This window comes from Campylobacter hominis ATCC BAA-381, assembly GCF_000017585.1.
GTDB classification, from domain to species: Bacteria; Campylobacterota; Campylobacteria; order Campylobacterales; family Campylobacteraceae; genus Campylobacter_B; species Campylobacter_B hominis.
Window position 1 is genome coordinate 414,241 of record NC_009714.1, and the last position, 24,240, is coordinate 438,480.

At 33.0% G+C, this 24,240-nt stretch carries 18 protein-coding genes and 2 rRNA genes; 8 read left to right on the plus strand and 12 right to left on the minus strand.

Going from position 1 to position 24,240, the window contains the following annotated elements:
• Positions 1 to 32: 32 nt before the first annotated feature.
• The 7 genes from CHAB381_RS02200 to CHAB381_RS02230 all read left to right on the plus strand — a co-directional run bounded on the left by CHAB381_RS02200 (position 33) and on the right by CHAB381_RS02230 (position 6,696).
• Positions 33 to 1,082, plus strand: coding sequence for an excinuclease ABC subunit UvrA (locus tag CHAB381_RS02200; RefSeq protein WP_041570459.1), 1,050 nt, complete (start codon positions 33 to 35; stop codon positions 1,080 to 1,082).
• Between the two features lie 98 nt (positions 1,083 to 1,180).
• A complete protein-coding gene (locus tag CHAB381_RS02205; RefSeq protein WP_012108334.1) occupies positions 1,181 to 1,336 on the plus strand; it encodes a hypothetical protein in 156 nt (51 codons plus the stop codon).
• A 283-nt stretch (positions 1,337 to 1,619) separates the two neighbouring features.
• Positions 1,620 to 1,853, plus strand: coding sequence for a P-loop NTPase family protein (locus CHAB381_RS02210; RefSeq protein ID WP_041570461.1), 234 nt, complete (start codon positions 1,620 to 1,622; stop codon positions 1,851 to 1,853).
• 693 nt (positions 1,854 to 2,546) lie between these two features.
• Positions 2,547 to 5,456, plus strand: a 23S ribosomal RNA gene (locus CHAB381_RS02215).
• A 190-nt stretch (positions 5,457 to 5,646) separates the two neighbouring features.
• Positions 5,647 to 5,763: ribosomal RNA gene (rrf, locus tag CHAB381_RS02220) — 5S ribosomal RNA — on the plus strand.
• 93 nt (positions 5,764 to 5,856) lie between these two features.
• Positions 5,857 to 6,108, plus strand: coding sequence for a ComEA family DNA-binding protein (locus tag CHAB381_RS02225; protein ID WP_012108335.1), 252 nt, complete (start codon positions 5,857 to 5,859; stop codon positions 6,106 to 6,108).
• A gap of 351 nt (positions 6,109 to 6,459) precedes the next feature.
• The gene (locus CHAB381_RS02230; RefSeq protein ID WP_012108336.1) at positions 6,460 to 6,696 is read left to right on the plus strand and encodes a DUF6150 family protein; all 237 of its coding nucleotides are present in this window, start codon (positions 6,460 to 6,462) and stop codon (positions 6,694 to 6,696) included.
• 2,665 nt (positions 6,697 to 9,361) lie between these two features.
• Here the strand turns inward: CHAB381_RS02230 and CHAB381_RS02235 are convergent.
• From CHAB381_RS02235 to yajC, 12 genes are all read right to left on the minus strand, one after another.
• A complete protein-coding gene (locus tag CHAB381_RS02235; protein ID WP_012108339.1) occupies positions 9,362 to 10,012 on the minus strand; it encodes a 3-methyladenine DNA glycosylase in 651 nt (216 codons plus the stop codon).
• A complete protein-coding gene (locus tag CHAB381_RS02240; RefSeq protein WP_012108340.1) occupies positions 10,005 to 10,796 on the minus strand; it encodes a TIGR00282 family metallophosphoesterase in 792 nt (263 codons plus the stop codon). The genes CHAB381_RS02235 and CHAB381_RS02240 overlap by 8 nt, the downstream gene beginning before the upstream one ends.
• Before the next feature lie 66 nt (positions 10,797 to 10,862).
• The gene (locus CHAB381_RS02245) at positions 10,863 to 11,681 is read right to left on the minus strand and encodes an ATP-binding protein (RefSeq protein WP_012108341.1); all 819 of its coding nucleotides are present in this window, start codon (positions 11,679 to 11,681) and stop codon (positions 10,863 to 10,865) included.
• Positions 11,668 to 14,625 (minus strand): DEAD/DEAH box helicase, encoded by a 2,958-nt coding sequence (locus tag CHAB381_RS02250; RefSeq protein WP_041570579.1) that lies wholly within the window; start codon positions 14,623 to 14,625, stop codon positions 11,668 to 11,670. The genes CHAB381_RS02245 and CHAB381_RS02250 overlap by 14 nt, the downstream gene beginning before the upstream one ends.
• Entirely contained in the window at positions 14,625 to 15,431 is an 807-nt protein-coding gene (locus CHAB381_RS02255) for a M23 family metallopeptidase (RefSeq protein ID WP_012108343.1), read from the minus strand. Before CHAB381_RS02255 ends, CHAB381_RS02250 begins: the two co-directional genes overlap by 1 nt.
• Positions 15,415 to 16,587 carry a bifunctional folylpolyglutamate synthase/dihydrofolate synthase gene (locus tag CHAB381_RS02260; RefSeq protein WP_370445527.1) on the minus strand — a complete coding sequence of 391 codons (1,173 nt, stop codon included), beginning with the start codon at positions 16,585 to 16,587 and terminating at the stop codon, positions 15,415 to 15,417. Before CHAB381_RS02260 ends, CHAB381_RS02255 begins: the two co-directional genes overlap by 17 nt.
• Positions 16,587 to 17,111, minus strand: coding sequence for an LPS assembly lipoprotein LptE (lptE, locus tag CHAB381_RS02265; protein WP_012108345.1), 525 nt, complete (start codon positions 17,109 to 17,111; stop codon positions 16,587 to 16,589). The genes CHAB381_RS02260 and lptE overlap by 1 nt, the downstream gene beginning before the upstream one ends.
• A complete protein-coding gene (gene leuS, locus CHAB381_RS02270; RefSeq protein ID WP_012108346.1) occupies positions 17,108 to 19,549 on the minus strand; it encodes a leucine--tRNA ligase in 2,442 nt (813 codons plus the stop codon). Before leuS ends, lptE begins: the two co-directional genes overlap by 4 nt.
• A gap of 9 nt (positions 19,550 to 19,558) precedes the next feature.
• Positions 19,559 to 19,900 (minus strand): DUF6394 family protein, encoded by a 342-nt coding sequence (locus CHAB381_RS02275; RefSeq protein ID WP_012108347.1) that lies wholly within the window; start codon positions 19,898 to 19,900, stop codon positions 19,559 to 19,561.
• A 9-nt stretch (positions 19,901 to 19,909) separates the two neighbouring features.
• On the minus strand, positions 19,910 to 20,881 hold the full coding sequence (gene secF / locus CHAB381_RS02280; protein ID WP_012108348.1) for a protein translocase subunit SecF: 972 nt from the start codon (positions 20,879 to 20,881) through the stop codon (positions 19,910 to 19,912).
• Positions 20,881 to 22,461, minus strand: a complete 1,581-nt coding sequence (gene secD, locus CHAB381_RS02285; protein WP_012108349.1) for a protein translocase subunit SecD — start codon at positions 22,459 to 22,461, stop codon at positions 20,881 to 20,883. Before secD ends, secF begins: the two co-directional genes overlap by 1 nt.
• Positions 22,454 to 22,726, minus strand: coding sequence for a preprotein translocase subunit YajC (yajC, locus tag CHAB381_RS02290; RefSeq protein ID WP_012108350.1), 273 nt, complete (start codon positions 22,724 to 22,726; stop codon positions 22,454 to 22,456). The genes secD and yajC overlap by 8 nt, the downstream gene beginning before the upstream one ends.
• Between yajC and CHAB381_RS02295 the strand changes: the two genes are divergently transcribed.
• The gene (locus CHAB381_RS02295) at positions 22,699 to 24,009 is read left to right on the plus strand and encodes an apolipoprotein N-acyltransferase (RefSeq protein ID WP_041570462.1); all 1,311 of its coding nucleotides are present in this window, start codon (positions 22,699 to 22,701) and stop codon (positions 24,007 to 24,009) included. The two genes, yajC and CHAB381_RS02295, sit on opposite strands and share 28 nt — an antisense overlap.
• The last annotated feature ends 231 nt before the right edge of the window (positions 24,010 to 24,240 follow it).

Sequence of the window (24,240 nt, forward strand, 5' to 3'; positions counted from 1 at the left end):
TTTGGATTTGAACATACCAAAAATAGTCTTATTTGTATAGCCGTAGTGGTAGTGGGAAGTCAAGTCTTGCTTTTGATACGATTTATGCTATAAGTGATAGTGAATATAAAATTTTAACAAGTGATAATTTTATCTCTAGTAAATACGAAATAGATTTTTATGATTTTATTTGTGTTAGTGCTGGCTTAAAACAATTAAATTTTAACTTAAATCCACGGTCAACCATAATTTCGTATTTTGGCTTTTCTAATTTTTTAAATTTAGTATTTTTTAGAATTTTAAAAGGCGAAATTAAAAATATAATAACTTTAAATTCTCAAAATATTTGTCGAAGATGTTTAGGGTCGAGTTACGAATTAATTCCAGATTTGAAGAAGATAGTAGATGAAAATTTACTTTTAAAAGACAATCCTTTTTTGCCATGGAAAAATAGTTACAGTGATTTTTATACTAAACTTCTAAATTTACATTTAAAAGATTTAAATATCAATAATGATTCAAAATTTTTTGATATTAATGAGACAGATCAAAACAAACTTTTAAATTGTTTAGGTGATATAAAATATAAAATAAATTATAAAATCAATTCATCAAATAGAGTCAAAACATCGGTTTATCGTGGAATTTTAACAGAATTAAAAGAAATCAATGGATACGAAAAGTTTATGAAAAAAATTCCTTGCAGCTTTTGTAACGGTGCAAGATTAGATAAAAAATTATTCAATTTATCTTTTGAGGACGGATTTTTTTTAAAAGATTTTTTATTATTTGATTTTAATAGGCTTTGTAGTGAGATATTTGCTTTAAAAATTTTTAAAGATGAGTTATCTTTAGAAAATTTAAGGAAATTTATACAAAAAAGTATAAATTTAGGATTGGGACATTTAAATTTAAGCAGATCTATTCCATCTCTTAGCGGTGGCGAATTGCAAAGACTTCGTATTGCCAAACTTCTTTTAGGTAAATTAAATGATATTTTTATTATTTTGGATGAACCGACAAGTTCATTGCATCCAAAGGAGTGTAAGCTTTTATGTGAAAATATTAAAAATTTAACAAAAAAAATACAGTTATTGCGGTAGATTATAATAAAGAATTATTAAAATTTGCTGACAGTACAATTTTTTTGGGACCTAAAAGTGGTAAATTTGGAGGAGAAATTGTACCAAAAGAAATGTATATGAAAAATTTTAATTCAAATTTTAAAAGAAAATTTTTTGAAAGTAAAAAAACACTTAGAATAGATTTAAATTCAGATAAAATTAAATTTAATGATGCTCTTAAAATAAGATTAGGGTCTTTAACTGGCATAAGCTCAATGTCCGGAGTTTGGTAAAAGTACTATTCTTAGAGAAATTTTACCTGAAAAACTAATAGGATATAAATATATCTCTCAAAAGTCGATTAGGGCAAATGTTAATTCGACGGTTGCAACATATAGCGGGCTTTTTGCTTACATTAAAGACGAATTTGCAAAAAATATAAAAAACTACTCTTTTAAAGATTTAATTTGTAAAAAATGTGCTGGAAAAGGTAAGATAGCGTATCTTGAAAATTATGGGACAAAAATATATGAAGATTGTAAGTATTGTAATGGAAGCGGTTTTAATAATAAAATTTTGAAGAATAAATTTCTTGGTCTTAATATATATGAAATCTTAAATTCGCCAATAAAAGAACTTTCCTCTTTGAAATTTCCACAAAAAATAGCTGAAAGTTTAAATATTTTATGTAAGCTTAGACTGGATTATTTAAAATTAAACACTTCGATTTTAAGTTTATCTGGAGGAGAAAATCAAAGATTAAAGCTTTTTAGTGCACTTAACGATAAAAAAATGAAATTTATGGATTAGATGAGCCTACTAGTGGACTGGATGATTTAGATATCTATAATATTTTAGATTTATTATATGAATTTATTGAAAAAAAGTAAAACTTTTATAGTAGCGGAAGCATAACCCTATTTTTCTTAAAAATTGTAGTTATATAGCAGAATTAATAAAAAATAATTTAACAGTTGATATAAAATTTGACGATGAAACATGCAAAATAAAGAATAGTTTGGAAAGTGATATAAAATTTTACTTATAAAACTTATATATCAAAATTTTTATACTTTTTTGATTTTTTTTAAATTTAATTTCATAGATTTCTTTGTTTTTAATTTCCCTTTAAGCTCTTTTTTGTATAATTACATTTCGCTTTTGCAAAAAAAGCAAGTTATTTAATTTATCATTGTTAAAAGTCACAATCAAGTTTTAATAAATAAAACAATTTTACAGGAACTTGTTAAAGCTTTAAGCGGTTGATTTTAAAGCAAGTTATAAAATTCATTTGTTATCCGAATTTTATGATAAAGATTAAAAAACGGACATATAAAGTTTTAAACTTATTTATATGTTTTTAATCTCTTTCCGTCTTAATCAAATGCTTAAATATTATAAATTATTTATCTTTAACAAGGAAGTGATGCAAATTAGAATATAAAATATTAAAATTCTAAAACAATATATAGTTTAAAAGATTTAAATCTTTATAAACTAAAAAGGTAAGCTACTAAGAGCAAATGGTGGATGCCTTGGTTGGTAGAGGCGATGAAGGACGTACTAGACTGCGATAAGCTATGAGGAGCTGTCAAGAAGCTTTGATTCATAGATTTCCGAATGGGGCAACCCGGTATATAGTGATATATACCACCTGATATGGAGCGAACTTGGGGAACTGAAACATCTTAGTACCCAAAGGAAAAGAAATCAATTGAGATTATGCAAGTAGCGGCGAGCGAACGCGTAAGAGGGCAAACCACTAGTTTACTAGTGGGGTTATAGGACTGCATAAAAGAATAAAAACGGATAATAGAACAATTTGGAAAAGTTGAGCATAGAGGGTGATACTCCCGTATATGAAATCCCTTTTTTACTTAGCGGTATCCTGAGTAAGACGAGTCACGTGAAATCTTGTCTGAATTCGGGTCGACCACGATCCAACCCTAAATACTACTACCAAACCGATAGCGAACAAGTACCGTGAGGGAAAGGTGAAAAGAACTGAGGTGATCAGAGTGAAATAGAATCTGAAACCATTTGCTTACAATCATTCAGAGCCCTATGATTTATCAGGGTGATGGACTGCCTTTTGCATAATGAGCCTGCGAGTTGTGGTGTCCGGCAAGGTTAAGTAAACACGGAGCCGTAGCGAAAGCGAGTCTTAATAGGGCGTTTAGTCGGATGCTGCAGACCCGAAACGATGTGATCTATCCATGAGCAGATTGAAACCGGTGTAAGAACCGGCGGAGGATCGAACAGACGGCCATTGAAACGGCTCCTGATGACTTGTGGATAGGGGTGAAAGGCCAATCAAACATCGTGATAGCTGGTTCTCTTCGAAATATATCGAGGTATAGCGTTGTGTCGTAATTATAAGGGGTAGAGCACTGAATGGGCTAGGGCATACACCAATGTACCAACCCCTATCAAACTCCGAATACTTATAATGTAATCACAGCAGTCAGGCGGCGAGTGATAAAATCCGTCGTCGAAAGGGGAACAACCCAGACTACCGACTAAGGTCCCTAAATCTTATTTAAGTGGAAAACGATGTGAAGTTACTTAAACAACCAGGAGGTTGGCTTAGAAGCAGCCATCCTTTAAAGATAGCGTAATAGCTCACTGGTCTAGTGATTTTGCGCGGAAAATATAACGGGGCTAAAATAAGTACCGAAGTCGTAGATTTACACAATAGTGTAAGTGGTAGAAGAGCGTTGTATTTAGCATTGAAGGCGTACCGGTAAGGAGCGCTGGAGCATATACAAGTGAGCATGCAGGCATGAGTAGCGATAATTAATGTAAGAATCATTAACGCCGAAAACCCAAGGTTTCCTACGCGATGCTCGTCATCGTAGGGTTAGTCGGGTCCTAAGCAAAGTCCGAAAGGGGTATGCGATGGAAAATCGGTTAATATTCCGATACCAACATTATTGTGCGATGGAAGGACGCTTAAAGTTAATGGGGCTAAGTGATGGAATACTTAGTCTAAGGATGTAGGTTAAGTTGTAGGCAAATCCGCAACTTTTTATCCGAGATCTAAAAGGCTTACAAAACTCTTCGGAGTAGCGTAAGAACCCATGATACTATCGAGCCGAGAAAAGTTTCTAAGTTTAGATAATGTTGCCCGTACCGTAAACCGACACAGGTGGGTGGGATGAGTATTCTAAGGCGCGTGGAAGAACTCTCTTTAAGGAACTCTGCAAAATAGCACCGTATCTTCGGTATAAGGTGTGCCTAACTTTGTGAAAGATTTACTCTATAAGCAAAGAAGGTTACAACAAAGAGTCCCTCCCGACTGTTTACCATAAACACAGCACTCTGCTAACACGTAAGTGGATGTATAGGGTGTGACGCCTGCCCGGTGCTCGAAGGTTAATTGATGATGTCAGGAGTAATCCAAAGCATTTGATCGAAGCCCGAGTAAACGGCGGCCGTAACTATAACGGTCCTAAGGTAGCGAAATTCCTTGTCGGTTAAATACCGACCTGCATGAATGGCGTAACGAGATGGGAGCTGTCTCAAAGAGGGATCCAGTGAAATTGTAGTGGAGGTGAAAATTCCTCCTACCCGCGGCAAGACGGAAAGACCCCGTGGACCTTTACTACAGCTTGACACTGCTACTTGGATAAAGATGCGCAGGATAGGTGGTAGGCTTTGATCTATAGACTCCGGTTTATAGTGAGCCATTGGTGAGATACCACTCTTCTTTATTCGATTAGCTAACTAGCATAAGTTATCCTTATGTAGGACAATGTCTGGTGGGTAGTTTGACTGGGGCGGTCGCCTCCCAAATAATAACGGAGGCTTACAAAGGTTGGTTCATAGCGGTTGGAAATCGCTAGTAGAGTATAAAGGTATAAACCAGCTTAACTGCGAGACATACAGGTCGAGCAGAGACGAAAGTCGGTCTTAGTGATCCGGTGGTTCTGTGTGGAAGGGCCATCGCTCAAAGGATAAAAGGTACCCCGGGGATAACAGGCTGATCTCCCCCAAGAGCTCACATCGACGGGGAGGTTTGGCACCTCGATGTCGGCTCATCGCATCCTGGGGCTGGAGCAGGTCCCAAGGGTATGGCTGTTCGCCATTTAAAGCGGTACGCGAGCTGGGTTCAGAACGTCGTGAGACAGTTCGGTCCCTATCTGCCGTGGGCGTAAGAAGATTGAGGAGAGTTGACCCTAGTACGAGAGGACCGGGTCGAACTGACCACTGGTGTATGGGTTGTTCTGCCAAGAGCATAGCCCAGTAGCTAAGCCGGGATGTGATAAGAGCTGAAAGCATCTAAGCTCGAAGCCGACTCCAAGATTAATCTTCTTTTAAGAGCTCTTATAGACTATAAGTTTGATAGGCCGGGTGTGTAATTGATGTAAGTCATTTAGCTGACCGGTACTAATAGCTCGTTTGCTTATCTTATTAAGCATCACTTCCTTGTTAAGGATAAAAAACAATAACAATAAATCAAAACAATTGTTTAATTATTAAAACAGCGAATGGACTTTTAACAATATAAAAAGCAGTGTTTAATAAGAGAATTTAAAAAGATTAAAATAATTAATAAACAGTAAAAAGCAATATAAAAACAGAATTCTTTTATTTAACATTGCTCCGTGACTATACAGATATGGAAACGCCTTGCTCCATTTCGAACCAAGAAGCTAAGCATATCGTGGCTGATGATACTCTGTGTTACTCGCAGTTGGAAAGTAGGTCGTTGCGGAGTGTGTTTTTATACTACATTTTTATAATTTTCTATGTTAATCATTTATTAAATCTTCGTAGTTAATATTAATAAATTTTAATTTAAAGGATTATTATGAAAAAATTACTTTTACTACTTATCTTTAGTTTTTCATTTTTATTTGCAGCAGTCAATATAAACACTGCTTCCAAGGAAGAGCTTATGACTCTTAAAGGTATTGGAGAGACTACAGCAGAAGCTATAATAGAATACAGAAAAGAAAATAAATTTACAAAAATAGAAGATATTAAAAATGTAAAAGGCATAGGTGATAAAAAATTTGAATCAATAAAAGAAGATATTGAGGTTAAAGATAGCAAGAAATAACTTTATAAATATTATTATTTTATTAGATAATATAACTTCCTATAGGCTTTAAAATGTATAGACACTTTAAATTTGTAGTGTTAAGGTGTCTGTGGTTTTTTAGAAATTGTATCTATAATATAGTTTGAGTTTTAAATATATAAAAATTTTAAAAAAGTCAAAGCCGATATATTTTGCTTTAGATCTCAATATAATTTAATAAAATTTTGTTATAAATATGGTTTTAATAAGATTTTTTTAAGTAGATTATCACCTATCTGTCATTATTTTTTAAATTAATTTTTATGCTTTTTTCAAGTTTGAAGAGATATAATCTCATCATCTAGGTATATCATTTTTAAGGAGGAAACAATGGCAAAACTTTGTGTAGTTTCTGAAAATAAAGCAAAATTTAAGGTTTTTAAAGTAGATAGAGATTATAAAGCGGATTTATTGGTTTTCATTGTTGACAGAGATTATAAAGCAAATGGTGATGCGCTTTGGTATATGGTTGACAGGGATTATAAAGCTGACATAAAAATCTTTTTCGTTGATAGAGATTATAAAACGAAATGGAATAAGCCACATAAATATCAAAATATGCTTTGATTTAAACTAACATCGTTATAAAGCATGAATTCAACTGTTGTCGAATCAGGTTTTGGATTTGAAAACTGTATAAAAATGGTATAGGTGCGATTTTGGACTTACATTTATATTTTTTTGAAGTGCTTTAAGGGGTTCTGTCAAGGCGCGTTTTTTTTTGCAATAATCTAAAATAGCTAGATGTGATATTTTGTAGTAATAGTTATTGTTTTATTGCGATTTTTATGAATTTTAGACTTTGTCTTTCTAGCGTTACAGTACTGCTGATAATAACAATATTGATAAAAAAAATAATAATAAAAATTGTATATAAGTTTTTAAAATTAATCATGATAGCATTGTAGCATTAATATTGTTTATTTATTTAGATTTAGCTGACATTTGTGCGGTTAAATTTATAAATGACCTGTTTAAATTTAAGCTTAGTTTACACATCTTCAATTTAAGTTTGTCTGCTACTATCAAACCCGATTAATGCTATAAATTTTAAACATAAAGCCATCACTACTTTTGCTAGATAGTGTTTTTATAAACTCCAAATGCATAAGAGTAAGAAATTTTACTAAAATGATGGCTGTTTTTAGTATTAGATGTTTAACTTAAAATTGTTAATTTGTATAAATTTTGATGTGAAATTGAAAATTTGAAGTTAGTTAAATTTAAGTGCAGTTATTTAACTATAATTTACACTGCTTACAGTTAAGTTTGAACGAACTGCTAAATTTAAGCTTAGTTTATATTGAGTGTAGTGACTTAGTTAAAAATGTCTATGTTTGGGCTTATAGATATTTTTTTCAAAGGTTTATGTGAGAAAAGAAGAGCTTGCAAATGAATTATAAAATAAGTGGAGACGAGTTGGAGTGCTTAAAGATTTTGTGCGTTGGAGTTGAAAATATAAATAACTTCAAAAATGTTGGATGGATTGTTGATGAAAATACCAAAAATTAAAATCTATGTAATTTTTTGGATATTAACATACAAAATTTAGGAATAGTATTCAAAAGAAAAAACTTATAATGAGTGCAAAGAAATTTTATATACTGCACAAAAAGAAATCATAAAAAAATACAATTTATAAAAGATAAAAAATGACAGATCTAAAAAGGAGATTATTGTGAATTTTGACAAAGATTGGAAAAATTACACAATAAATGATGATGAATTGGAAATTTGGCCTTATGCTTTGCGAAATAACAGCAGTATTTATACTCTTTACTTAAAAATAATAATATAGACCTATATAAGGAAAATGACTGGTGTAAAATAAATGAGATTGCTGAAAAAAGAATATTTGATAATAAGGACAAAACAGCAAATATTAGTAAAATGAATATGTAATTTATTTAGACGAATTAAAATGGATTTTATTCAAAGTGGTAAAAAATTATCAAATTTTACAACACAAGACGTTAATATCTCAAACGATAAATAAAATTTAAAAATACTCTCATCTTAAAACCAAACTCCAAAACTTTATTTAGTTGACAAACAGTCTGGTACTTGCAATCAATAACTTAAAAATTCTATATCAAGAAACAGACTGTGATTATGGCAAAAATACGGCTCTGTTAATTCTTACCTTATAGAAAATCAAAAAGATAAAGATAAAAACTATTTAACACTTACCTATACCTCTTAATCTTACTTTTCTATTATTTATTTCTATCTTTACAATTTGGATTACTTTTGCATATGTTAGATTTGATAAAAGCTCTGTATTGTCAGATATTACTGTTGTTGTGTAAAGAAACGTCTTTCTTGATTTACATAGATAGATTGTGTATATGCTGTTATTGTCCTTATAAATATATTTTAATGGCACTCTCTTTGTGAAGTATATATGCCAAATCGCCATTTAACACTTGGGCTTTTGGATTGCAAATGACTATATTATCACTATTATCTATTGTTTTATATTATCTTTCGTTGCTACACTCATAATAGTCTTTGTTATAATTTGTGATTTAACATTGACACCTTGATAACTGTTTGTTATTGTAAGACCGCAATTTACCTTATCTATAATTTGGATTAGCTTAACTTCCGATACATAGATAGTTAATAGTAAAATTGTAATTAATGGTGCACATATAAGATATTAGTTCTCTTTCAGATGTAAAAATAAACGCGTTAATTGCACACGCTACAAATCCGGCAATAGTCGCAGAAATGGTATATGCAATCCAACATCACGCAGACATACATTATATCAAAACAGATAAATAGCAAAATGATAGCAAAAGTAAATCTACTTCACACAATTCTATAAACAATATTAATGATTTGGTTGTCTTTTAAATTTAACTTTATTAGAATTTCAAAAAAAATTTAATAAAAGGAAATAAATATAAAAAACTTATTATAGCACTGCTCGCTTTGGCGATAAGTTTATTTGCACTTAATGTAAATAAAGAATGTGTTAAAGATTTGAAAAAAGCAGGTAAAGTTAAAAGATGAAATTAATAAAAAAGATACAGATAAAAAAAATCAAAAAAAAGACAACAATAAAAAATAAAAAAATAATCAAAGATGAAATTTAAATAATAACAGAGAATAATTATTTATTATATAATTTTACTATGTTTAAATTATTTAAAGCGGTATTTATTATTTAAAAGAGATATAAAATTTATATTTTAAATTTTTTAGCGCTTGGTTTAGGAAAATTTCAATTAAAATTTTTAAATAAATTTAGCGCAAAGTCATCAAAAATTTTGCCTTTTAAGTGTGCTTTGCAAAATTCAACGATAAGTCCGTGATATAACGAAAATACTGAATTTTCATCACTTAAACCAGTTTTTGTATAAATTTTTTCAAAATCCAACGAACTTAAAAATTCTTTTGCTTCATCGTAGCTTTCAAACTCGTATCCAAGAATTCCTAAAATTTTTAAAGCGTAGTTATCTACGACCATTTCCGGACGCTCGCAAGCATAGCAAAGTATGCTATCCGCACTTTCAGCGCCTACACCTTTTTGAGAAAGCAGCCATTCTCTGCATACAGAATCTTTAAAATTTTCAAAATCTCCAAAATCAGTTGCAATTGCGGTGCAAAGCATTTGCAAACGTTTTGCTTTCATATTGTAAAATCCGCTTGGTTTTATGAGTTCAGCAAGCTTTTCACGGGGCATGGCAGCAATTTTTTCTAAATTAATCGCATCGTAATTTTTTAAATTGCAAAGAGCAATTTCCACGTTTTGCCACTTTGTATTTTGCGTCAAAATAGCGCCTATCACAACTTCAAAAGTGCCGAAATTTGGCCACCATTGTGCATTTTTCACGCTCGCATTTTCATAAAGAGTAAAAAAAAGATCAGTCATTGTAAGCCTCGTTTATGTATTCTTTATCGTCTATCAGGCGAATTTTAAAGCCGGAAACCGCCTTTCCTTCCAAAATTTCACAAACTACCATTTGAAAAATCGTTTTATAAGTTTTATTTACGTTAAAAGCTTGTTTGCGCCCTGTTATAAAGCCGTTTATTGAAGCTTCGGCGTCCATTCCGATTACTCCTTCTCTAGCTCCTGTCAGTCCCACATCGCATGTAAAAATCGTGCCATCATTTATGTGTAAATCATCCGTGCCTACGTGTGTATGAGTGCCTAAAATAGCGGAAACTTTGCCTTTATTAGCCCAAAAAAAAGCCATTTTTTCACTTGTCATTTCCGCGTGAAAATCCACTAAAATATTCTCGCTTTCGCACTTTTTTATAGCTTCATCTATCTCATAAAAAGCATTTTTAGCTATATTTAAGCCGATTATTCCTTGCATATTTATTATGCTTAGATTTTTGTCGTCTTTTTTTAGATTTAAAACACCGCGCCCAGGTGCTTCGTAAAGATTATAAGGGCGAATTATCGGAAGTTCGTTCATTAAAGAAATAATGTCTTTTTTGTCAAAGCTGTGATTACCGCCTGTGATTGCGTCTATGCCGCTTTCAAGTATTTCACCGGAATTTTTGGCGCTAAGCCCGAATCCGCCGCTTGCATTTTCGCAGTTTGCCACGATAAAATCAAGACCGAGTTTCTCTTTGTAAAATTTAACATTTTTTTTAAGTTCATCTCTTCCAGGAGAGCCTACTACATCGCCTATAAATCCTATTTTCATTTGTTTCCTTTTTTGTTAATATTTAAAAAATTTTATTATCAGTTCAATTAAGTATAAAAAATTTCATTAATAAAAAATCTCTTTATATGCTAAATAAAATTGTTTTGCTGTCCGTCCACTGCGACTTGCTCGGAGCATTGCATATTTTTTTGCTTCATTATGTAAATTTTCGCGTCTTTTTTCAAAATTTTCACGTTCATTTTCATCCGAGTTTTTGATATCATTATAATTTAAATAATTGCTGAAATAATTATCCACGATTCGCAGATATTCTTCAAAATTTCCTTGGTAAAAACTAAGTTGTAAGCCGAATCTGTCGCTAAGCGAAATTCGTTCTTCAACAGCGTCTTTATAGTGGATTTCATCGTTGGTAACTTCGATATTTTGGTTGTCTTTCATATATTCGCTTACGATGTGACGGCGATTTGAAGTCGCATACATCAGCACGTTTTTCGGCGCTTTTTGCATACTTCCGTCAAGCAGCGGTTTTAAATGTTTATAACTGTCATCTCCTTGCTCGAAACTTAAATCGTCGCAAAAAATGATGAAATAAAAAGGTTCTCGCCTGATTTCATCCAAAATATCAACCAAATTTTCCAAATCGTCCTTGCCTATTTCAATTACGCGAAGATTTCGTGAGAAAAATTTTGTAAAAACAGCTTTTGCAAGACTTGATTTGCCACATCCGCGTTCGCCCCATAGAAGTGCGTGATTTGCACCGTTTCCTAAGATAAAATTTTCCGTATTCTTTAAAAGTTCCTGCTTTTGAAATTTCAGTCCTACTAGTGCGTTAATATCCACAAAATCAATTTCATCTTTTTCGACAGCTCTTAAATTTTTGTTTTTCGCTCTAAAAACAGCAACCCAATTTTTACTCCAGTCCATGTTTTTTATTTTCCTTTCGTAAATATATCAAAATTTCGGCTAAAACGTCATCATCGTCCTTGCTGCTTGATTTTAAACGCATTTTTTCGCCGTTTGCATATGTTATTAATATATTTTGTTCTGCAGAAGTAATTGATTTGATATTAAGACTGTTTGCCAAAATTTTAATAATCATCAAATCAATAAATTGTTTTGTGTAAATATCGGCTTTACCGAATCTATCTTCAATTTCGCCGAAAATTTCATAAACCTGTGAAACGGTTTCGGCTTTGCTGAGTCTTCTGTAAAGATCGAGTCTCAATCGATCCTCTCGTATAAAATCGCTGTTTAAGAAAGCATTTACGGCAATTTTTAGCTCTACATCCTTATTTTGCGTTTTTTTATTCATCAGTTTATTTATTTCATCTTCAAGCATTTTAATATAAAGTGAATATCCGATTGCCTCTATATGCCCGCTTTGTGCTTCGCCGATTAAATTTCCACCGCCTCTTATTTCAAGATCGTGATAAGCAAGCACTGAACCGGAACCTAAAAACGAATTGCTTTCAAGCGCTATAAGACGCTTTATGGCATCTTCATTAAGTGCTGTTTTATCTTCTACCATAAAATAGCAAAACCCTTGTTTTGCGCTTCTACCAACACGTCCGCGCAGTTGGTGAAGATCTGCAATGCCGAATTTATTTGCATTTTCTACAATAATTGTATTTACGTTTGGCATATGAATTCCGCTTTCTACGATACTTGTGCATAGTAAAATTTCATATTCACCTGCTTCAAATTTCAAAATTTCATTTTCTGTAGTTTTTGCGTCAATTTGTGAGTGAAGTATCAAAATTTTAAGATTCGGTACGATTTTTTGTAAATTTTTTCTGCAAGTTTCAATTGTAGCGATATGATTATGCACGAAAAATACTTGTCCGCCACGGCGAATTTCACGCATAATCGCTTCTTTAATGATTTTTTCATCCCGCTCTTTTACGAATGTTCTTACATCAAGTCTATCAAGCGGCGGCGTCGAAAGAACGCTGTAGCTTTTTAAAGAGCTTAAAGCCATATTGAGCGAGCGCGGAATTGGAGTAGCACTCATACTTAAAACGTGTGAAGCGGCGGATTTTGATTTGAGTTTTTCTTTTTGTTTTACACCGAATTTATGCTCTTCGTCAATTATAATAAGCCCAAGATTTGCGACTTCCATGTTTAAAAGCGCGTGAGTTCCTATGATTACGATAGGAATTTTGTCTTTTATTTTTTTTGAAATTTCAGCTTTTTCTTTGGCGCCTGTAAATCTGTCAAGGCGAAAAACCTGAATTTTAAAAGGAGTAAGTCTTTCTTTTAATGTGGCGTAGTGTTGAGCGCTAAGAAGTGTCGTAGGCACGAAAAACAGCGCGGAATAGCCGCTTTTGATACATGCAAAAATTGCATTCATCGCAACTTCCGTTTTTCCGAAACCTACATCGCCGCTAATCAGTCTATCCATAACTTTGCCGCTTTTCAGATCTGTAAATATCGCATTTACTGCATTTTGTTGATCTTTTGTGTATTCAAATCCTGCGCTGCTTAAAAATTTTGCGTATTCAGGTGTATTATTTTCTATTACTATACCGCGCACAAGTTCTCTGGCTGCTGCTGTTTGAATGATTTTTGAAGCGATTGCAAAAAGTTTTTCACGCACTTTTTCTTTGATCTTTGCAAAACCGGTTTTACCGAGTTTGTCAAGCGTAGCCACGCCGCTTGCGATGTAGCGATCGATTAAGTTCAAATTTTGCACAGGAAGCAGTAATTTATCGCCGCCGAAATATTCCAAAACCACAAATTCACTTTTTGAGCCAAGAACTTCTATAAGTTCAAGACCTGCAAATTTCGCAACGCCGTAGTTTTCATGTACTACGAAATCGCCTATTTGAAGCTCATCAACAGCAAGTGAGCTTTTTCTGACTCTTTTTTTTGCTTTAAATTTATTAAGAGATATAATTATTTCGTCATTTGAGATAAGATTTACGACTAAGTCTTCACGTAAAATTTTGATATTTGGCGAAATTGAAATGTTCAATTCGTCTATAAGAGCGGAATTTCGCGCTATAAGCGTGATTTGTGCGTCTTTATGAAATTCAAAAAACTCCGCACTTGGTGTTATAACCAAATCTTTGAACTTTTTCGGTTCAGGTAAAATTTCAGCCTGATTTAAAAAATCCAAATTTCGCTCGCTAAAAATTTCGTTTGTGTCGAGTTTGTTTAAACAGATGAAGCTGAAATTTTGCAAATAGTCAATAAATCCGTCAATAAACCAAAAGCCGAGACTGGAAAGATCTTTTATAAGCGCGTCCGAATCGAAATTTGCGATTTTTTCATTTGTGTTTTCAAACTCATCTTTGCTTAAATTTGCTAAAAACGGCGCTATTTCTATTGATTCTATTTCTGTCGGTTCACTTTTTTGCGTGCTTTCGTCAAAAAATCTTATACTTTCGATTTCATCGTCATTTAATAAAATTCTAATCGGTTTTTCATAATTCAGCGCGAAAATATCAATAATTTCACCGCGAAAACTGACTTCGCCTTTACTTTGAACGATATCGTTTGTCAAATACCCGATTCTTAAAATTTCATCTTTAAAGTTTGAAATTTCAAGTTTGTCCGCAAATTTTAGATTTAAAAATTTAAGTTGTGATTTTGCCGGAAGTTTATTTAAAATAGTTCTAATCGGTGAAATAATGATTTTTTTATTTTTACATTTATAAAATGCCGAAAGTACGGTGCTTATTGAAATCAATTCGTCATAATAACTTCTTAAATCTTCACCGTGTAATGCCCTGAAATCAGGTAAGACAAATGTTTCAAAACCTATAAATTTCAGCACTTGATCTGAAATTTGAGCCTCTTTATCGTTTTCCGTAATTAAAATTTCTTTTGAGTTTTTAGAAAAATATTCGTAAATTTTTGACTGTATCATTTTGCAGAAAGTGCGGCAGCAATGCTCTGCCACGGAATTCTCCTTTCGTTTTGAAAAATATTCGAAAAATTTTTGGTGTTCCAAATTAAAAAGTTGTAAGGATTTAAATTGCGTTCCAAAAACAGCACTTCATAATGCAAATGCGGTCCCGTGCTAAGCCCTGTATTACCGCTATATGCGATTAAATCGCCTTTTCGCACAAATTGTCCAAGTGCGACTATAGGCTGATTATAAAGATGAGCATATTTTGTTTTAAATCCAAAATTATGTGTGATAATTACCAAAAAGCCGTATCCTGTACCGGAATCGTCGCTGTATTCCACAAATCCGTCCGCTGTGGCGAATACAGGCGTGCCAAGTTTTGCGCGCAAATCGATTCCCAAATGCTCTTTATAACTGCCAAAAACAGGATGTAATCTATTTCCAAATTCGCTTGTAACTCCTTTAAAATCAAGCGGCATGCCGTTTGGAATGAAGCGCAAAAAATCTTTTTGGATGTTGCTGTCGACTTTTATTTTTTCGGTTTTTTTTTCTACCTTCAACTCATTTTTGGCTTGATTCAAACTTGCGCTTACTTGCAGGCTTGCAAATTTATCATTTGTATTTTCCAGCTCTTTCGAGATATTTTTATTATTTGTAAGAAGATTTGCATTTTGTGCGATTAGTGCGGAATTCTGTTCGTAAAGACTGCGTGCGAGAATTTTTAAATCGTCATTTTGAGTGTATAATTTAAAAACCGCAAATATCAAAACCGAAATCAGCGCAATAATGGAAAAAATTAAAATTTTAGCTTGAAAATTCATCTTTAAAACCATAAAATTTTAAGAAATTTTCTACCAGCATAAATGAACCGAAAACCAAGTAAATTTCGTTGTTTTCAAGCTTTTTAAACTTATTGAAATTTATGTTTTGTGCATGTAAAATATCTTCAATTTTTTTGCCTATCAGCTCTCTATTTTCGCTTTTGTATTCAAAAATTTCAACTTTTTTAATTATAGGCTTTAAAATTTTAAAGATGGAAGCCGCGTCTTTGTCCAAAAAAGCATTATAAATAAGCGTTATTTTTTGTCCTGCAAAATGGTCTGCGATCTGTTTTGCGGCAAGTTCGTTGTGTCCGACATCTATAAAGATATTTGGCGCTATCTGTTCCATTCTGCCGTGTATTTTTAAACTTCCGATAGTTTTAAGATTGGGTTCTACGCCCCAAAATTTCGCACCCGCAAATGCAAGAGATAGATTTGAAATTTGAAATTTTGCAAGATTTTGTTTTTTGATATATTTTGAAATTTCAGCCTTTTCATTGCCGGTTAAAATTTCAGCCGGAAATTTTAACTTTGCATTCTTGTTTTCGGCAATCTCTTTTGCGATTTTTACTGAAATTTCATTCATTTCATCGTTTAAAATCGCATTTTGTGCCATTTTTATAAATTTAGTATGCGAGATTTTTTCGATACTGTCGCCTAAAATCGCCATATGATCAAGTCCTACCGGCGTAAAAAGATTTAGTTTTTTATGAAATTCGCTGGTAGCGTCAAACTCTCCGCCCATTCCTGCTTCAATTACGCAATAATCGCACTTTAAAAACAAAATCCACATTAAAAGCGTGGCATATTCAAAATATGAAAGAGAATTTGAAATTTCTTCGCCTAAAATTTCTTGCAAAATTTCGTGCGATTGTTGCAGTTTTTCATCGCTTACATCTTCGCCGTTTAGCCAGAAACGTTCATTGAAACTGAAAATATGAGGGCTTGTGTAATGTCCGACGTCGGCGCCTTTTTGCATAAGCATTTGAGCTAGAAATCTTCCGGTGCTTCCTTTGCCGTTTGTGCCTATGATTTGCGTTACATTTTTAAGAGGCGGGATTTTATTTTTTAAAAAATTAAAAATACGTGGAAAGCGCTCAAAGTCAATCTTTTTGTAAAACATCGGCTTTGAGTTTATGTAACTTAAAAAGTCAATCAATTTTTAAGCCCTCTAACGGCAAGCGCTGAGATAAACTCATCAAATGCTTGTTTAGAGGCATTTTCAATAGCGTTATATCTATCCTTGTCACTTATTACACTGTTTGCGTCTCGGGCATTTTTGACAAGTTTGCTTACTCTAAAGTCATAATCTCCAACAGTATCGGTGCTGAAAATTTCACCGTCAGACAGTTTTGTTTTGAAATTTAATCTTAAATTCGCGCGGTAGCTTGTTACGTAACCGAATTGATCGTAAGTTAATTCTGTAAATCTTAAAGATTTTATATTGACAATAATATAACTATCAGCCGCTTTTTTATCGCTAAATTCGCGTCCAAGACGTTCGACAATGCCTTTTTTTACAGCGTCTTTTATAGCAACCGTATTTTGCGGATCGGTTTTACTCATCAATACGTCCACATAAATATTTTGCGGCAAAACATTGTGCGTGATTTTTGAAATGGGTCTGTATCCGCAGCCAAGCACGAAAAATAGGATAAATAAAGCTAATATTTTTCTCATTTCACTACCAAATTTACAAGCTTGTTTTTAATATAAATTTCTTTTATAATTTTTTTGTTTTCAAGCCATTTAAGAACTTGCTCTTTCGCGATTTTTAAAATTTCACTTTGGCTTAAATCGCTTGCAACTTCAATTTCGGCACGTTTTTTGCCGTTTACTGTAACGGCCAACCTAATCTCATCTTTTTCAAAAACTTCAGGCAAAATTTTAATCGGTGTAAAATTGGCTCTACCAAATAGATTTTCACTAAGTTCGCAAGCGATGTGGGGAACAATCGGATCTAAAAGATTTAATATTATAAAATATCCCTCAGTTAAAATTTGTCTGTTTTCTTGCGCATTAAGTGCATTCAGCGCTTCCATACAAGCAGCGATTAAGGTATTGAAAGCAAAAGTTTTTTCATAAACTTCGCTTGATTTTTGAAGTGCTTCATATACTTTAAGTCTTGCATATTTTTCGGCTTTATTAAGTGAGCTTTGATCTATTTTTGGAATTTCACGTGTTTTTTGCACGTTTTGACTTCGCTCGTAAAGACGGTTTAAAAATTTATACGCTCCTTCAACGGCACTGTCATTCCATTCGAGTTCTTTTTGCGGCGGAGCTGCAAAAAGTATAAAAAGGCGCGCCGTATCCGCGCCGTATTTTTCTATAATCTCATCCGGATCTACGACATTTCCCTTGCTTTTACTCATTTTTGCGCCATCTTTTAAAACCATTCCTTGCGTTAGCAAATTGGCAAACGGCTCACTATCTCGTAAATATCCAAGATCTCTTAAAACTTTTTGAAAAAATCTCGCATACAGAAGATGAAGTATAGCATGCTCGATTCCGCCGATATATTGATCGACATTCATCCAATAATTAGCACTTTTTTCGTCTATGCCTTTTTCTTGCCACATATTTTCATCGCTTGTAAAACGCGCAAAATACCAACTGCTGTCAAAAAAAGTATCAAGAGTATCGGTTTCGCGCTCCGCTTCGGCGCCGCATTTCGGACATGTGCAATGTTTCCACGTAGGATGTTTATCAAGCGGGTTTCCTTTGCCTGTTATTTTTATATCATCAGGTAATGTTACCGGCAAATTTTTTATTTTTTCAGGCACAAGACCGCATTTTGGGCATTTTATCATAGGAATCGGTGCGCCCCAATATCTTTGACGGCTTATTCCCCAATCACGAAGTTTGTAATTTGTAACGCGTTTCCCGATTTTTTCTTTTTCGAATTTTTCTATGATTTTCATTTTGGCGTCTTCATTTTCAAGTCCGGAGAATTCGGCCGAATCCACTAAAATTCCGCTTTCTATATAAGGAAGTTTAACATTTTCACCGTTTTTTGCGCCGATTGATTGAATGATAGGTAGATTAAATTTATGTGCAAACTCGAAATCTCTTTCATCATGTGCAGGAACCGCCATAACAGCGCCTCCACCATATTCTGCTAAAACGAAATTCGCCATCCAGACGGGAATTTTTTTGCCGCTAAGAGGGTGAATTGCAAAAAGATTTAAGAATGCACCGTCTTTATCATTTGCCTGTCTCTCTCTTGGGCTTTGGTTTAAAATTTTCTTAATTTTATCAGCTGTTTCTTTAGAAACCAAATTTTTTTCCAAAACTGCTTTAACTACGGCGTGTTCAGGCGCAAGAGCTGCGTAACTCATACCATAAATTGTATCGGGACGCGTTGTAAAAACTTTAAAACTTTTTACTCCGCCTAATTTTTTACTGCTCTCATCATCAAATTTAAAATCAAATTCCAAACCGAAACTTTTACCGATCCAGTTTTCTTGCATTGTGATAACTTGCGATGGCCAGTGATTTTGCAAATCTTTAAGGCAAGATAAAAGTTCATCCGCGTAAGATGTGATTTTAAGATAATATCCGGGCATCTCTTTTTGCACGACTTCATTGCCGCAACGCCAACATTTTCCATCTTCAACCTGTTCGTTTGCAAGTACGGTCTGATCTTGTTCGCACCAATTTACAACAGCATTTTTTCGGTAAATCAGCCCTTTTTCAAACATTTTTATGAAAAATTCCTGCTCAAATTTTGTATAAATCGGATCAGATGTTGCTAAAATGCGATTTTTAGAAAAGCTAAATCCAAGTCTAAAAAGTTCTTTTGTCATATAATCAATATTGTCATATGTCCATTTTTTAGGGTGAATTTTGTGTTTTATTGCAGCATTTTCGGCAGGCATTCCAAAACTGTCAAAGCCTATCGGTTGAAGTACATTATAGCCTTGCATACGGTAATATCGTGAAATCGCATCGCCTATTGTATAATTTCTGACATGTCCCATATGGATTCTTCCGCTTGGATACGGAAACATTGAAAGAATATATTTTTTTTGCAGATTATAATCTTTTTTCGGTTCAAATATACCCTCTTTATCCCAAATTTCTTGCCATTTTAACTCTAATTTTTTGCTATCATACATTTTATTCCCTTAAAATTCATCTTTCATTTTTGCGGATTCCACGACAATTAAAATAAGCGAAAAAACATTTGCAACCACTGCTCCTATACTTAGAGCAACAACAATAGCAGGAATATGCGAGTTCATTATCATTATGATAAAAGCAGGAATCAAATGTAAATCAGCTACAAGCGAACTTGCAAAAAGCTCGGCTGCAAGTTGGCTTCTAACGCCGATTTTCAACAATGTTGAAATCGCATTTAAGCTTGCTGCGAAAAATAAAAGCATCTCGTTTTGATAATATACAAAGCCTATTAAAGTAGTTAAACCCATAAGCGATAAAAAAACATAAGTCATTCGTCCCCAGTTCATTTTAACCCCTTAAACCATGCCTTTTTCATACATTGCACGAATTTTTTCTTTTTCTCTTATCTTGCGTTGTTTTTCCGCTAAAAACTCACGGTATTTGTTGACGTCAAATTTAAACCAAATTAAGCTTTGTGCGGCGATAAAAGTTGAACTGAATGTTCCAAATACTATACCTATCATCATTACAAAGCTGAAATTATAAATCATATCTCCACCGAAAAGCAGCAAAATAGCAACACTTATCAAAGTTGTGAACGATGTCAAAATTGTACGTGAAAGTGTCGCTGAAACGGCTTCGTTTATGACGTCATTTATTTTTGCGAATTTGCTTTCTTTTATGCCCTCTCTTATCCTATCGAATACGATTATTGTATCATTCAGCGAGTATCCCAAGATTGTAAGAATGGCGGCTAAAATTTCAAGATTGAAATCTATTTTAAATAAGATTATTGCTCCTATTGTAATTATTACATCGTGAAATTCCGAAAAAATTGCCGCAATTGCAAATCTCCATTCAAATCTCACTGCTATATAAATTAAAATAAGCACCAAAGAAACGGCTACAGCCATAATTCCTTTTTGTTTCAGATCATCTCCTACTTTAGGTCCTACGACATCTACACGTCTAATTTCAAAATTTCCTGTCGGTTTTAAAATTTCATTCATTTTTGCATTCAGATTTTCTTGGACCTTATCATGTGCACTTGAATAGCGAATAACGATTTCCTGGTCGCTTCCAAATTCCGTAACAGCTGCATCTTTTAAAAAATCAACTTTATTTATGGTTTTACGAATTAGCGCCAAATCGGCTTTTTGATCGTATTTTACTTGAATAAGCGTTCCGCCGCTAAAATCAATACCGTAATTAAAACCTTGAAAAAACAGTAAAAACATAGAACCCAACATTAAAATCGCAGAAAACGCAAATGCTGCGTAGCGAAATTTCATAAAATTATAAATTTTGCCTTTATCAAATATTTGCATTATGCTTTCCTCACTTTATAACCGAACCAAAGTCTTGTGCTTCCTTTTTTCAACATTTTATCCATTATAAGTTCAAACATTCCATGTGTTCCTAAAATTGCGGTTATCATGGAAGCTATGATACCGATACTCATAGTAACAGCAAACCCTTTAACAGGACCGGTGCCGTAAGCATAAAGTGCCATTGATGTTATAAGCGTGGTAAGGTTTGAATCAATTATCGCACTCATTGCATTTTCGTAGCCTTTTTCTATACTTTGCTTTATATTTGCGCCACTCCTTAAAACTTCACGCACACGTTCGTTTATAATTACGTTTGCATCTACAGCCATTCCTACGGTTAGGACAATTCCTGCCATTCCAGGTAATGTTAGTGTAGCTCCAAAAAGCGCCATACAAGCTATCAAAAACAAAATATTTATAACAAGAGCGATATCTGCAAAAATTCCTGCCACACCATAATAAAAAATCATAAAAAGTACAATCAAAACGCTTGCGCCCATTAAGGCCGCCATACTTTGATCTATACTGTCTTGCCCGAGGCTTGGACCTACTGAACGAATTTCGCTCATTTTTACAGGAGCCAAAAGTGCGCCGCTTCTAAGCGCAATTGCTACATCGTGAGCTTCTTCGACACTGAATCCTCCGCTTATTTGACCGCTTCCGCCGCCTATTCTTTCATTTATTCTAGGTGCGCTATAAACTTTACCGTCAAGAACTATTGCAAGTCTTTTTCCGACATTTTCTCCGGTGAAATCGCCGAAAATTTTAGCACCTTCACTATTTAATGTAAAATTTATAATCGGTTGATTTGTTTTTTGATCAAATGCAACTTTTGCATCGGTTAACATTGCTCCGTCTAAAACAGGAATTTCTTTTATAAGGTATTTTACGCTTTCATTTTTTACGTCAGGATATATTACATCTCCATAACTTTTAGCTTCTACCATTGAAATACTTTGAGCTCTGTCCTGGCGAACATCGTCAAGAGCCATCAGTTGCAAGTGAGCCGCTTTTGCAATAAGATCTTTTGCTCGTTGTTCATCTTCTTGCGTCTTGATTCCCGGAAGTTCAACCAGAATATACTCTTTTCCCTGTTTTGCGATAGTAGGTTCGGCAAGACCGAATTGATCCAGTCTGTTTCTTATCGTCTCGACCGCTTGTTCTACTGCATAAGTTTTTGTTGCTTCAATCTCTTTTTCATCTAAGCTGATATGATAATTTTGTACATTTTTATCAATAACAATGCCTTTCATATCTTTTAAAATCGCTTCAAATTTTGGAGCTTCATCAGGATCAAGTATAGAAAAATCAAAATAATTTTTTTCAATTTTTATATCGTCAAGTAAAAGATCATCTTTTTTAGCCGAATAGCTTAGACTTGCTGCGAGAGATTTTATCTTTGAAGTTATAGCTTCATCAACTTCAACTTCCAAAAGCATATGAATTCCGCCTTGCAAATCAAGCCCAAGATTTATTTTATGCCCTTTTTCAAATTGAAAAATTGACGGCATAGAAAATATTACCGAAAAAACGGCTGCTATTAAAAATGCAATCAGCCTGTAAGTTATTTTATTCATCTATTTTTTTCGCTACGAAATTTCTATCCAACTCGACAATAGTGTCATCATTAAGCTTAACTGTGATAAAATCACCTTCTGCGACTTTTACGACTGTGGCTTTAAATCCGCCGTTTGTGACTAATTTATCGCCTTTTGCCAATGCATCGATCATAGCTTTGTGAGCTTTTGCTTGTTTTTGTTGTGGTCTTATAAGCAAAAAGTAAAAGATTGCAAATAAAACAATTAGAGGTAATAATGAGCCTAAAACGCTTCCTTGTTGCATGTTTATCCTTTGTCAAAAATTTAATAACTGATTATTTTACCTTAAATTATATAAATAAAGGCTTTTTTTATTCCATTTTAATTTCAAATTTTTTGATTTTTGCTTTTTTTCAAAATTTTTGGCTTGAATTTTTATCACCGTTTATCGCTATTTATGGACTTTTGCGCTTATTAAATTCTAATCGTGAAATATTTTTTTGGACCGGATTTTTCATAGGAATTTTATGGTTTTATTGGGTCAGTTTCAGTCTTATTTATTTCGGTTTTGCTTATGCTATTCCTCTTGAAATTTTGTTTTTCGGTTTTGCTTACGGCATATTTTTTAGGATTTGCGGACATTTTAAAAATTTAATATTGCGTTCAGTTTTACTGATCGGGTTGGCGTTTTTCCATCCTTTTTCATTTAATTGGTTAAATTTGGAACTTATTTTAATGCCTGGAATTTTTGAACCTGATTTAAGGGGAATTTCAGCCGTTTTTGCAGGAATTTGCGCGTTTTATTATTTTAAGAAATTCAAAATTTTATGGATTTTTGTTTGTCTGATTTTTGCTCTTCAAATTTCACAAAAAAACGCTAATTTTTTACCGTTTGAAATTTCACTTGTAACTACAGAAATTTCTCAGGACGAAATTTGGAATAAAAATAATGCGATTTTAAACGTAAGAGAAAATTTGCACTTGATAGATGAGATGATTTTTAAAAATAAAAAAGTTATAGTTTTTCCTGAAAGCGCATTCGCTTTTTATCTGAATAATGAAAATTATTTAAGTGAAATTTTAAAGAAAAAAAGTGAGCAAATAACCATAATTGCAGGAGCTGAAGCTTATGAAAACGGTAAAATATACAATTCCGCCTATGTTTTTGACGGCGGTGAAATGAAGCGATACGATAAATTCATACTCGTTCCTTTCGGCGAAGAAATTCCGTTTCCTGATTTTGCCGCAAATTTTATAAATGAACTGTTTTTTGACGGCGCACCGGATTTTGCAAAGGCAAAAAAAATAAGTACATATAGACTTTTCGATCAAAATATTACTAGCGCGATTTGTTATGAAGCTACAAGACCTGAAATTTATCAAAATAATCCGAAATTTGTGATTGCCATTTCAAATAATGCATGGTTTATACCAAGTACGGAACCGTTTTTGCAAAAGACATTGATAAAATATTATGCTACAAAAAGCGGTGCTACCGTATATCACGCTGCAAATTTCAGCAATAGCGAAATTATTACACCAAAAAAAATGTGGATAAAAGAATTTTTGAAAAAGGTGAAATTTTAAAATCCGTTAAAAATATTAGTAAAAGAATTGTGAATTTACAATACAATAGGTTAATTTACAATTTATTTTAAATTGAAATTTATATTTATCAATATCATATGTTTTACATTATTATTCTGTCAGGTATTTAAAAAGTATTTAAAAAATTTGATTGTAGTCAATAAATTATGATTTGGTTTTACTGTAATATAAAATAATCTATTTATGAAAACATTTTTATAATATTTTGCG